We start from the raw sequence: 12993 nt of genomic DNA, 5'->3' as shown, positions 1-12993 counted from the left end.
GAGGTAGCCATGACTTTGATGATGCCAAGATTAGGTCACGTCTATCCCACCGCGGTTTCCGCCATTGGCTCGGTTGTGCAGGACGCTGCGGGACGGGAATGGATTGACGGATCATCGGGCGCGATAGCCTGCTCGATTGGTCATGGCCATCCGCATGTGCTTGAGGGCATTCACGACCAATTGCAGAAAGCGAGCTTTCTCTATCGGACCCAGTTCGCAAGTGAACCAGCACTCCGTCTCGCCGAGCGTCTGTGTGTCAAACTTGGATATGACGCGGCATTCTTTGTAAACAGCGGTTCCGAGGCCGTCGAGACGGCGGTGCGGCTGGCCCAGCAGTTCTGGCGTGAAGCCGGAAAACCCTCAAAAACCCAGGTTCTCAGCCGCACCATCAGCTACCATGGGTCCACCGCTGCGGCCCTATCTCTGTCCGGGCATTGGCCACGGCGGCGTACAGCGGCAGCTTTGACCGGGACGCCAACTCTTCCCACGCCAAATTGTCAGCGCTGTCCCCTCAGACAAAAGCGTGACGAATGCCAATTGGCCTGCGCCAACGCCGTCGAACAGGAAATCGAACGCCGCGGAGCGGACAATATCGCTGCTCTTCTTGTCGAACCGATTGTGGGCGCTTCGGCAGCCGGTCTGGTACCTCCGGAAGGCTATATCAAGAGACTGCGGGAGATCTGCGACCGCCACGATATTCTGCTGATCGCCGATGAAGTGCTGACCGGCCTGGGCCGGACCGGGCGCTGGCTTGCAATGGACCACGAAGGGGTCAAAGCCGACATCGTCATTCTCGGGAAAGGACTGAACGCCGGATATTTTCCAATTTCTGGAATTCTCGCCTCCGAGAGAATTAACGGCCTACTAACTCGCAACCAGGCGTCCTTCGCTCTGGGACACACACATTCCAACCATCCCGTGGCCGCCGCTGCCGCGAATGCGGTTCTCGACATTCTGGAGCAAGACAGTCTCGTCGAGCGGGCAGCCACGATGGGGGCTTATCTGGGCGACCGCCTCCGGGCCATGATCGACGACATGCCCTTTGCAACCCATTTGCGCGGCAAAGGCATGCTCTGGGGTGTGGAGCTTGTGCAAGACGACATTTCGTATAGCCCCTGGCCATCCGAGTTGAACGCCGCAGACACAGTTGTCCGGCACGCCTTCGATCTTGGCCTGATTGTCTATCCGAGTTCCGGCTTTATCAACGGAACGAGCGGTGACGCTGTCATCGTCGCGCCTCCCTTCAACACGCCCCAAGCTGTTCTGGACACGCTTGTCGATCGCCTGACGACCGCGCTGGAACTTGCGTCCAGGGAACTCCACCGCAAATTGAAAGGCTAAAACCATGATGCCCCCACCGCTCAAGCTCAAGTCCAAAGGTGTCGTGATCCATCAGGTTCAGGAAGGGGATCTCGCAACGAACTGGCGGAACGACGTGCCTGTTCTGGCAACCCCCGTGCTGTTGTGGCTGGCCGAACTTGCCTGCATGCGGGCAATCGGAGAGTCGCTGGAGCCGGGAAAAATGACCCTCGGCTACGCTCACGATATGCGCCACATGTCGCCGACACCGGTTGGCTGGAAGATTTCGATCGAAGCCGAACTCGTTAAGAACGAAGGCGGCAAGCTGCTCACCTTTGAAGTCGAAGCGCGCGACGGCGAGGACGTGATCCTTTCCGGCAGCCACACCCGCGCCATTGTCGACCGCACCCGGTTCCTGGACCGGTTCGAAAGCAAGAGAAACCGTCATGAAAAACTATGCTGATTGCGCCGGGCCGTTGCCCGCCCCCGCCCCTGCACCCACCAACGAAGTTCAGCTCACCTCACCGGTGGCCAAGGCCTATCTCTTGCTCATCACTGGCGGCATTTGCCTCGGCATTTCGCCGCTGATCGTGAAAGCGCTCCCCCTCTCAGCCGACGTTTCGGCTTTTTACCGGGTGGCATTTTCTGCACCGCTATTTCTGGCCTTCTCTCTCTGGCAGTCCCGGCGGACGGATAACAAGGGCGCAGCTGATGGTGGACGCCGCCCCCCGCTTTGGCTTTACGGCCTGTCGGCGGTCCTGTTCGTGGCGGACCTTTTGACCATGCATATTTCAATTCGTCTGACCAATGCGTCGGTCGCCACCCTTTTCACCAATTGCGCGCCATTCTTCGTAGGTATCTTCGGGATTCTCGGCTTATCTGACCGTCCGACGAAGCCATTCTGGTCCGCGCTGCCGCTTGCCTTATGCGGCGTCGTGCTGATTGTCGGCCTGTCCGCCTTCGGCGATGGCAGCGACCTTCTTGGCAACATGATCGCTCTTCTCGCTGGGCTCTTCTACGGCGGATATCTGGTTGTGGTCCGCCGGTTAAAGCAGAACGGAGCTCAGTCGAGCCACATCATGGTCTGGGTAACGGCGGGCAGCACGCTCATTCTCGCGCCGCTTCTCCTTTTCCAGCAGCAGATCCTGCCGCAGACCCTGCAGACCGTCGTGTTGCTGGCCGGGCTTGTTCTGATCGGCCAGGTGGCCGGGCAGGGACTGGTCACCGCCGCCCTGCGAACCCTGCATGTCACCTCCAGCTCCATCGTGCTGCTAATCCAGCCGGTAGTTGCCGCGCCGCTCGCATGGCTGTTTTTGGGCGAAACGCTATCACCGATGCAAATCCTCGGCATGAGCCTGGTCCTCGTCTCCATCGCGCTGGCCACTCGGCCCATGCGCCCGGCCGCACCAGCCCAAACCCACCTGTGACACCATCGGCAGGCGGATCAATCGCCGCCTTCATAAAAACCAACTATATGAAAGGTCGAGGAAATGCCTAAGCTTCTTATAGGAAACGTCGACAATGAGCATCAGGTGCGGGATGTTTCCGGCTACACCCGGGAAGAACGCTCTGAGATCATTCTCTGCAATCAGCGTATGATGTGGCTGGCCGAACCCGGTGACATGCTGGTCGTGCCGACACCGCCAGACCCGGAAATTGTCGCCTATTGGGCGGAGCTCAATTCGTGTTCGCCGAATGACTTGGAAATCCTTGCGCCCGCGGGAAACGGCAACGGTCCGGTCGCCTTTCTGCGACAGGACGTCATGTTCGACCAGGCCTTTCTGGAAACCTGCCGGCTCGCGATCGAGAACCGCCCGCCGAACTGGCGGCCAGAGGCGTTTCTGGCCTATTTTGCCGACAATTATGCCGCCGAATTCGCATCACGCATCGGCGTGCCGGTGCGCGACCCGTTCCTGTATGAGGGGCGCGCAACCCTCCTGAACCAGAAAACAGTGTTCCGCAAGCTCGCTGCGGGAATCGGCAGCGCCCTGCCGGAAGGCCGTGTTTGCGACAACGCTGCCGACTTGCGCCGGGCCATCAAGCACTTTGTCGGCCAGGGCGCGGATTTCATCGTCAAGATGGACCGGCAGGCTGGCGGTTTCGGCAATTTCATCGTTCACGGGCCGCGCAGCACTGGCAAGCAGCTCGGTTCCTCGACCGTTTTTTCCTATCGTGATGCCAGCGATGCGGACCAGCTCTGTGCCGAGGTGATCCGCCGTATCGATGAGCCTGCGGTGGTCGAACGCTATGTGGACACGCAACACGTCCTTTACAGCGAATATCTCATCGAGGGGCCCGGGCGCTACCGGCTGATGAACGATGGCACCATGGACATGAAGCCCCTTTGGGTCGGGTTCGAAATCCCCGGCACCTATCCCACAGCGCATCGGATGCGGTTTCTCGATGAAAGCGCCCGTATCGTTAGTGTCGTCTCCCAAATGGGATACCGCGGCTACATCAACATCGACGGTCTGGTTGCCGAAAACCAGGTGTTTCTGAATGAAATCAACGGCAGGTGCGGCGGCTGCAGCCACGTCTTTGAAACGGCACGCCGGTTGTTCGGATCTGACGTTCTGACAGGAAAGCATATCAAAACCTACAATCACGGGTATTTCACGCGCCGTGGAGACCTTGTGGCCGCATTGGAAAAAGCGGGGTTGCTGCTTCGGAAAGGAGATCAGGCGGGGATTGTGCCATTCAACGTCGATTACGAACTCACCGGGACCTTCGAGTTCATGGCAGTCGCCAGCACAGTCGAAGAAGCACGAGCCTTGTGCGACTTGGCCCTAAGCGCAACGACGGCTGATAAGGCCGCCTGATCTGCTGGAGCCACAGACTACGATCCTCATTCTCACCGTCTCTGCTTTGGCCGGCGGATTCCAGCCGGCCAACCACTTGGTACAAAAGGGGCTTTCCATGAGCAACATGCCAAACATCTCAGCTGCAGCCGAAGGCAGCCAGGCACCGGAAAAACCTGCCTCTCTCTCCCCCGCTCTCTGGCGGCTGTTGAGCCTGCAAGGGATGATGAACGCCTCTCATTTCATGGCTATGCCACTTCTTGCGGTCTATTGCACGACTGCCCTGTCCATGTCCGCGAGCTCGACCGGTTTCATGCTCGCAGTCTATTTCCTTGCCGCGCGCGTTACGCCGATTGCCGTCGCGCCGTTCGCGGATCGATATGGCCTATGGCCCGCTGTCGTTCTCGGCCTCCTGCTGCGCGGGGCCGGTTTTCTGGGGCTAACCTATGGAGCGGATGAGACGTTCACGTATCTTCTTGCTGCCGCCCTTGGGTTGGGAACGTCAATCTATGAAGCAGGCGCCTATGGTGTCATTGGGGTTCAGGAACAAAAGATCCGCGAACGCCTCATCGTCCTGAACGCCCAGAGTTTGAACATCGGGTGTGTCGCAGGCCCACTTGCCGGAGCAGGTCTCGCCGTTTTCGATCTGGCTTTGCCGATGCTTCTCAGCGGAATCTTGTTTCTTGCCCTGGGACTTTGGGCAATCTTGGAACGCGCACCGGAACTGCGCACCCATGTCAAACAATCGGTGGCGGCAAGCTACGGGAGCTTGCTGGCCGACAAACCTTATTTGCTTCTGTGTTTGGCTCTGGTTCCCTGGTGGGCGCTTTTCGCACAGCTCTTCGCCGCTTTCCCTCTGGAGGCAGCCACCCGCGGAGGCAATGGCAGTTGGGCCAGTTCCGTGCTGATAGTGAACGGCGTGGTGGGTTTTCTGGTGCTGTTTCTCGTTCCAGCCATGATCCGCGCCATCGGACCGTTGAAGCTGATATTCGCGGCCCTCGCCACCGGCGGGATATCGGTTGCCGGGGTGGGGCCGGCATCTGGCCTCCTGGAGCTGCTTGTACTGGTTGCGCTGTTTTCCTGCGCGGAAATTGCAGTTCTGACCAGTTCGGAAATTCTGGTCGGACGCCACGCGGGTGGGCAAGCCGTTGCGACCTATTTTGCCGTCTTCAACATGAGCTGGGGTCTGGGGGGCGCTCTTGGTGGAGCCGTCGGCCCGCTTGTCGCGGAAGCTGGCGGAACCAGCAGCTGGCTGTGGCTTGGAAGCATTGCACTGGTGAGCATGGCCGGGCTTGCGCTGTACAGAATGATGGTACCATCAAAGATACTGCAGGACGTTTGACCCTCCGACACCTGTGTCTCCAATCAGCATACGGGCACCACAGATGGCCTGCATTGGCTGAAGAGAGTTGAGATTATTCCCGCATAAGCGGTAAATCTACGAAGTCACCCCGACTTGGCGGGGGCCTGCTCCCCGCAGAAACTAACGGGAGACTTGGACGCCACCGCGGACCCCGGAACCGGGAGCTGGAATGCGAGACACCCTGCGGAACAGCTCCGCCGACACGGGGCAAGCCTACACCCTGGATGCCGCGGCAGTGGCCGGAGGGCTGGAGACGATGGCGGAAACCGGATTGTCCGGGGTAGAGGCAGCCAGGCGGCTTCAGATCCACGGGCCGAACCGGCTAAAGGCGCACAAACCCCAGAGCCTGACGGCTCTTCTGGTTCATCAGTTCAAAAGCATCATCGTCTGGCTTCTGGTTGCCGCCGCTGTCTTATCCCTGGCGCTCGGGGACAGGGCCGACGCCATTGCCATCTGCGTGGTGCTGCTGATCAACGGCATTATCGGCTTTGTAACGGAACTGCGCGCCGCCCGCTCCATGGAAGCGCTGCTGCGCATCACCGATGTCAGCGCCCGGGTCCGCCGGGACGGGCAGGTCCGGGAAATCAGCGCCGTGGAGATCGTGCCCGGTGACATTGTCCTCTTGGAGGCGGGTGACGTTGTCAGCGCCGACCTCAGGCTCTTTTCCGTCTCGGGACTTCTGTGCGACGAGTCCTTGCTCTCAGGGGAATCCGCGCCCGTTGCCAAGGACATCCACCCGCTCAAGCCGGACACCAGTCCCGCCGAACGCAGCAACATGGCCTTCAGCGGCACTGCCGTCACGCAAGGACTGGGCGAAGGCATCGCGGTTGCCACGGGCATGGCGAGCGAGCTTGGCCGCATCGGTGCCTTGGCACAGGAAGCAGACGGGCAGGCCTCGCCTCTGGAACAGCGGCTGGACCGTCTCGGTCACCGGCTGCTGTGGCTGACGCTTGTGCTGGCCGCCGTCACCAGCCTTGCCGGCGTCCTCTGGGGCCACCCGCTGGCGGACATGCTGAAGACCGGCGTTGCCCTTGCGGTGGCCGCCATTCCCGAGGGCCTGCCGGTGGTAGCGACGCTGTGCCTTGCCCGCGGCATGTGGCGCATGGCCACCCATCATGCCCTTGTCACCCGCCTGTCGGCGGTGGAAACCCTCGGTTCCACCACGATCATCCTCACCGACAAGACCGGCACCCTGACAGAGAACCGTATGTCGGTTGTCCGCTACCTTCTGGCTGATACGGACATCACCGTCACTCAAACCGGTACCGGCAATGGCCCCGGCTTCCTGCGCGGGGGACTGGACCTCAACCCTGCGGAAACTGCGCTGCTGATCCAGGCGCTGGAGACCGGAGCGCTCTGCAACACGGCGGATCTGGGCAGCACGGAAAATCCCGGCACCATTGGTGATCCAATGGAGATCTCTCTGCTTCAGGCCGCGAAAGCCGCAGGCGTTGCCCATCCGGAACTGGGCCTGCGGCTGCCCCAGGCCGCCCGCCATGCCTTTGATCCAGGCTGCAAGATGATGGCCACCGTGCATGAGCATGAGGGCCGCTATCTTTATGCGGTCAAAGGCGCGCCGGAGGCGGTGCTCGCAGTGGCAACACGGGTGATGACAGAAGCAGGCGAAAAACCGCTGACCAGCGACCACCGGGCCATCTGGAGGGCCCGGCAGGCAGAGGCTGCCAGCTCCGGCCTGCGGCTCCTGGCGCTGGCGTCGAAAGTGGAAAGCAGCGCCTCCGCTGCCCCTTATGCGGATCTGACCCTGATCGCCTTCGTCTGTTTCCTCGATCCTTTGCGCGCCGGAATTCCGCAGGCAGTCCACGAAGCGCAAAGGGCGGGCGTCCGGGTCGTGATGATCACTGGCGATCACCCCCAGACCGGCGCCCGCATTGCCCGCGATGCAGGCATAGGCGCTGGCGAGCTCAAGGTTATGACCGGCCGCGAGGTCGAGGCCATGGGCAGCGGTTCAGCGCAAGGCGGGACAGGCGATCAGGCCCTCCTGACCCGGACCGACGTCTTTGCCCGGGTCGCGCCGGAAACCAAATATGCCCTTGTCTCCGCGTTCCAGAACGCGGGCCATGTGGTGGCCATGACCGGCGACGGCGTCAATGATGCACCCGCCCTGAAGAAGGCCGATATCGGCATCGCCATGGGGCAGCGGGGCACCCAGGTCGCGCGCGAGGCCGCCAGCATCGTGCTTCAGGACGACAATTTCGCCACCATCCTGATGGCCATGCGCCAGGGCCGCATCATCTTCGAGAACATCCGCAAGTTTGTGGTCTATCTCATGTCCTGCAATGTCAGCGAAGTGCTGATCGTTGGCCTTGCCGTAGGCATTGGCCTGCCGGTGCCTCTGCTGCCGCTGCAGATCCTGTTTCTCAATCTGGTGACCGATGTGTTCCCGGCTTTCGCGCTGGGGCTCGGGCGCGGCAGTGCGGATGTGATGCAGCGGCCACCGCGCGATCCGAAGGAACCGATCATCGACCGGCCGCGCTGGATCCTGATCGGCATACTCGGCAGCGCCATCACGCTCGCAGTCCTTGCCGCTTTCACGCTTGCCCTATTCTGGCTGGAACTACCCGCAGGCCCTTCGGTGACAGTGACCTTCCTCACCCTGGCCCTGGCCCAGCTCTGGAACGTCTTCAACATGTGCAGCCCTTGCGGCAGGCTATCCGGCAATGATGTGCTGACGAATACCTATGTCTGGGGTGCACTGGCCCTGTGCCTGGGCCTGATCGCAGCTGCCCTCTGGCATCCGGGCCTTAGCCAGATCCTTGGTCTGGAATGGCCGGGCCTCAACGGTCTTTTGCTGTCAGGAACCTTGAGTTTTGTGCCGCTGGTTATGGGGCAAGTCTTCCTGATGTTAATGCCCGACCCCGCCAGATTGCCGCCTTCAGCGTCCCTGTAAGCCCCCTCACCCGGCCCCGCGGTCCGGCCTGCCCTTCTCCCTTCAGGAAGAAGATTGGGCTGAGGGGCTTGACAGTCTCAGCCGTGACCGGCAGCAGGGTCCACCATCGTGCCGTCCGCTTCCACCTGCAAGGGGGCGTCCGGCGTGGTCAAGGCGACTTCGCGCACCCATTCGCGCCAGATCGACACTAGGATGGCCATCAGCACGGGGCCGATAAACAGCCCCAGGAAACCGAGGGTCTTCACGCCGCCGACCAGACCGAAGAACGTCGGCAGGAATGGCAGCTTGATCGGACCACCGACGAGGCGCGGGCGGATGGTCTTGTCGACAATGAAGAGCTCGATCGTGCCCCAGGCGAATAGGGCGCCGCCCTGGATATAGGAGCCGCTGGCAGCCAGATAGATCGAGACCAAAGTGAAAGACAAGGGCGCCCCACCGGGGATCAACGCCATCATACCGGTCAGAACGCCGAGCGTGACCGGGGACGGGACCCCCGCAAGCCAATAGGCGACGCCCAGAACGATGCCTTCACCGATGGCGATGAGAGTCATGCCAGTGACCGTCGAGCTGATGGTTGCGGGCACCACACGGGAAATCCGCTCCCAGCGGGCCGGCAGGATGCGCTCGCCCAGAAGGTCGAGCTGGCGGACAAATTTCTCCCCGTCCCGGTAGACGAAGAACAACGCGATCAGCATGAACAGCAGGGTCAGAACAAGATGAAAGGCCCCGTCCCCGGCTGCAATCAGCGCCCTATAGATGTTGCCGATATTGGCCCCGCTGACGATTCGTACCAGTTCGGCAATGTCGCCCGGAGAGCCAATATGCTCGCGCCACTTGGTCGCCAGCCAGTCGCCTGCGCCCGGGAGCCGGGCGATCCACTCGGGCGCCGGCGCACCGATCCTGTTGACCTCTATGGCCCAGCCAATCCATTGCCGCAACTCGTCCACCGTATAGGCGATGGCGATCGAGATCGGGATAATGAGAAATCCGATAATCGCCAGCAGAGCTATGGTCGCCCCAAGCGTGGTGTTGTGCCCGGCCTGGTCCAGAAGCCTGCGGTAGAGCGGCCAGCTGGCAAAGCCGATCACCAGCGCCGCCAGAACCGGAACGATGAAGCCGTGAAAGAAGTAGATCGCCGCGATCACCACCAGAAGCAGCAGCCACCGGGCCGCAGAAACGGGTGCAATCAGCGCTGAACGGTTGGCGTGTGTCGGTCCGAGCCAGCGGGCCGCTTTGGGAGCATCGCCCTGGGTCATATCATTCCGGTTCATAACATCGCTTCAATAATGACCGGCCCTCAGCAGATGGACCGTGTGATCCGGACCGGGGCTAGAAAAGGCTCTGATAGGACCGTTAGGCAAGCATGTCCAGCATCCTTCAGGAACCGGGGCCGACTGTCGCACCAAGGTCAAGACAGATCAATGTCAGAAACCGTTATTTTGTCTCTCTGATGAATGAATTCAGTTGCCCCTGCAGACATATGCAGGGGCTGTGCAGCCGGGCGGTGTCCGCCCGGCTGCATTCCTTCAGGTCAGGAGGGATCAATCCTCATCCGGAATATCCGACATCTTCAAAGGCTTGCGCAGGGTCCGCTTCTCTTGCTTCATCCGCATGGCGTGGACAATCGCCTCGGCCAGATAGCGGCCATTCTTGATCTTGACCTTGGCCTTGGCATTGCGGCGGGCCAAGATTTCCTTGCAGGCCATCTTGGCCTGATCCGTGTCCTTCACAGCCTTGCGGGCAACCTTCTTGATTTCCTCGATCTCTTCCGGGTCGATCTCATAGACATCGCAGAAATTGCCCCAGTTCACGACCTTGATCAGCTGGGCCGTAACCTCCTCTGTGTCGCTGTCACCCTTCGCGGCTTTGCCGTTTTCCCCATTCCCGCCGGCGGCCGTCTTCGGCTTGGCCTTGCCATAGGCAAGCCGCAGGATCTCGTCCCTCGACATGGGAGGAGCTTCCCCGTTTGAGGACTGAAGCTTCTTCGACAAGGCCTCTGCCCTCTGCTGGGCTGCCTGCATCTGGCTGGCGATGATCAGCTGGGTGATCGCCTTGATTTCAGAGGCCGCATAGGTTGCGACGTCCTCATTCCCGCGCCGCTCCTCCTGGGAGCGCTCGCGCATCTGACGCTCCATCCGGTCCATGGTGGTCCGGTCATAGCCGGTGACCGGAGGCTGCTGTGCCCCGCCATTCAGGCCACCATTGCCACCGCTGCCATTGGCAGCGCCTGCCCCCGGGTTGCCGCCGTCCGGGCCGCGGCGCGGACCGTTGCGCGGATCCGGCTCGTCATCGCCCTTTGCGCCCTTCTTCGGCTTCTTTTCGTCTTCCGACAAAGCGCCATTGATTTCCTTGAGGATCGTGACTGTCACCTCACGCACTTCCTGCTGGAACATGGCCTGGAGATGCGGTTCCGCACGCGGGCCGCCCAGAAGTGCAGAGGCAAGCTCACGGGCCGCTTCCCGGGCCGCATTCACATCCCGCTGGATCAAGGCGTTCCGAACGGCCACCATTCCCTCGTTCACCACCCGTGTGCCTTGCAGATGCCGGGCATCGCGGATCAGCTGCAGCAAGGGCGTGTTGCCCACCGGCGTTGTGCGGGCGACGGTTGGGCGGGGCGGAAGGGGCGGAGGATTGCCGTTCTCAGCTTGAGCTTGAGCTTGAGCTTGAGCCTGACCGCCAGCCTGGGCGCGGCGGATCTCCTCCGGGTCATTGTTGAGGAAATCATCGGCATCCATGGACAGGGTCCGTTCGGCCTCGCGGAAGCTTGGCGCATTGCCGCCGCTGCCACCGCCATCGCTGCTTTCATCATCGCCATCGCCGCCGCCACCACCCGGAGAAGTACCCGGACCGGAGCTGCCATCCTTGGAAGCCAGCATGTTGCGGGCAATCTGGATGATATAGGCCTGCAATTCACGGGCGTCGACCTGCTCAATGGCACCCGGAGCGGACTGCTCGAGCATGTAATCCATCAGCTCCCGGACATTGCTGGTCACAAGCGCGTTGTTGTCCTGGCCGATCAGCCAGCTGATGTCCTCCATCCGGGCCTGGATGTGGCCATCGGCGCTGGCAGGCAGGCGGCGGATGAATTCGCTGAGGCTAAGAGGGCCGTCGCCAGCGTCTGTGGCGTCGTCGCCCGCTTCCCTCGCATCCTCGCCGCCCTGGCCTGCCTGCTGGTTCTGTCGCCGACCCAGATCAAGAATGTAGCCGACGAGCGCGTAGATATCGAAGGTCTCGTCTTCTCCGATGCCCGCCATGTCGCACAGGTCGGCGGCCAGATCCCGCGCAAGGCCGGTGGCTCCGTCCTCGTCGTCTGCGGCCAGAGCCTCGCGGATCCCGCCCATGTTGGGCCGGGTCAACACCTCGATGTCGTTCGGCAGGCGCAGCATGAAATCCGTCAGGCTCAGCGCGCCAGGATCCCCGGCACCCGTTTCCCTATTGGTCTCGGTGTTGGCATTCTGATTGCCTGCCCGGTTGTTGGCGATCCGCCGGATATAGGCCTCCAGCTCTGCCCGGCTCACCTGACGGGCGTCTTCCGGGTCCGCGTTTTGAAGGATGTCTTCCATCAGTTCGGCGATATTGGAGGTGATCAGGGCGGTGTTGCCCTCGCCAATCGCCCAGCTGATGTCGCCCATCCGGGCTTCGATATGGGCATCGACATGGGACGGCAGGCGGCGGATGAACTCGGCCAGACTCAGGCGACCGTTGCCACCATTGCCGCCGCCCGGTCCATCACTTCCGCCATCGCTGCTGTCACCGTCACTGCTGCCACCGTCGCTGCGGTCGTCATCCCCGCCCTCAGTACCATCAGCCTGCGCACCTGGCCGCTTGTCGCGGATGAAGCCGTTCTGGATCAGCATGTCGAGAAAGGCTTCCGGCGTGCCGGCGATACCCAGGACACTCATGCAGTTCTGGGCAAGATCCAGAACCAGATCCCAATCCAGCTCGTTGTAGCCATATTGCTCCATGAATTTCTGAAGGGGAGCAGCATCCTCAACGCCGAGCATCCGCGCTGCTGCCTGGGGGTTGTAGATCACCTTTTCCTGAATGCGGCCTTCCTGCTCCAGACGCTCCACCAGCTGCTTGGGAGTAAGCTTCCTGCCCTCCCTTGCAAGCAAAGTCTTGGCCTCCGCAAGCGTTTCTGCGGTCCAGCGGTCTCTGGAGAAATTCTGGATAAAGCTATCAAGCTGGTCTGGATAGCGGAAATCATTCGCACCGCCGTTGGCCTGGTGAAAGGCCCAGAACTCATCGCTTTTCCAAAACTCTGACAACTGGTAGGAATTGTCGAGCATCAACTCAACTTCCCTAACGGCCTCACGAAGCCGCGTGTTCCATTCGCCTTGATCAAATGGGGTGGCATCATTGGCCGCCGTCAGCTTATCGCGCAACGGGCCGCCAATGTTGATGTAAGTCTCAGAGTTTAAACTAATATATTGATCGTAGATGTGTTGCCGCGTCGCCCCTGAATATACAGCCCGGAGAAAAGGGAAGTTTTCATCCAGATAGCCGGCAGTAAAATACCGCGCGAAAAGATCGAAAAGCGCGCGATTGTTCTGGTACATATCGGCGACATTGTCGGGATAACTAATATTACCGAATGTTTTCATAATCTTTCACCTCAATCTGCC

At 61.1% G+C, this 12993-nt stretch carries 8 protein-coding genes; 6 read left to right on the top strand and 2 right to left on the bottom strand.

Translation table 11 applies throughout. From position 1 onward, the window contains the following. Positions 1-9: 9 nt before the first annotated feature. The 6 genes from IG616_RS07135 to IG616_RS07110 all read left to right on the top strand — a co-directional run bounded on the left by IG616_RS07135 (position 10) and on the right by IG616_RS07110 (position 8368). Entirely contained in the window at positions 10-1341 is a 1332-nt protein-coding gene (locus tag IG616_RS07135) for an aminotransferase class III-fold pyridoxal phosphate-dependent enzyme (RefSeq protein ID WP_192147447.1), read from the top strand. Between the two features lie 4 nt (positions 1342-1345). Next, positions 1346-1762, top strand: a complete 417-nt coding sequence (locus IG616_RS07130; RefSeq protein WP_209007331.1) for a thioesterase family protein — start codon at positions 1346-1348, stop codon at positions 1760-1762. Further along, a complete protein-coding gene (locus tag IG616_RS07125) occupies positions 1746-2726 on the top strand; it encodes a DMT family transporter (RefSeq protein WP_192147446.1) in 981 nt (326 codons plus the stop codon). The genes IG616_RS07130 and IG616_RS07125 overlap by 17 nt, the downstream gene beginning before the upstream one ends. Positions 2727-2789: 63 nt before the next feature. Beyond that, positions 2790-4118 carry a preATP grasp domain-containing protein gene (locus tag IG616_RS07120; protein ID WP_192147445.1) on the top strand — a complete coding sequence of 443 codons (1329 nt, stop codon included), beginning with the start codon at positions 2790-2792 and terminating at the stop codon, positions 4116-4118. Between the two features lie 97 nt (positions 4119-4215). Further along, entirely contained in the window at positions 4216-5439 is a 1224-nt protein-coding gene (locus IG616_RS07115) for an MFS transporter (protein ID WP_192147444.1), read from the top strand. A 190-nt stretch (positions 5440-5629) separates the two neighbouring features. Next, the gene (locus IG616_RS07110; protein ID WP_192147443.1) at positions 5630-8368 is read left to right on the top strand and encodes a cation-translocating P-type ATPase; all 2739 of its coding nucleotides are present in this window, start codon (positions 5630-5632) and stop codon (positions 8366-8368) included. Positions 8369-8445: 77 nt separating this feature from the next. Here the strand turns inward: IG616_RS07110 and IG616_RS07105 are convergent, their stop codons facing one another. Together IG616_RS07105 and IG616_RS07100 are read right to left on the bottom strand one after the other, a co-directional pair. Further along, positions 8446-9639 (bottom strand): AI-2E family transporter, encoded by a 1194-nt coding sequence (locus IG616_RS07105; protein WP_425504159.1) that lies wholly within the window; start codon positions 9637-9639, stop codon positions 8446-8448. 270 nt (positions 9640-9909) lie between these two features. After that, positions 9910-12972: a regulator of G-protein signaling domain-containing protein gene (locus IG616_RS07100; protein ID WP_192147442.1), complete on the bottom strand. Its 3063-nt coding sequence runs from the start codon at positions 12970-12972 to the stop codon at positions 9910-9912. Between the last annotated feature and the right edge of the window lie 21 nt (positions 12973-12993).

It is taken from the genome of Roseibium litorale (assembly GCF_014842915.1).
Classification (GTDB): Bacteria; Pseudomonadota; Alphaproteobacteria; order Rhizobiales; family Stappiaceae; genus Roseibium; species Roseibium litorale.
This window is presented reverse-complemented; position numbering and strand designations above follow the sequence as displayed.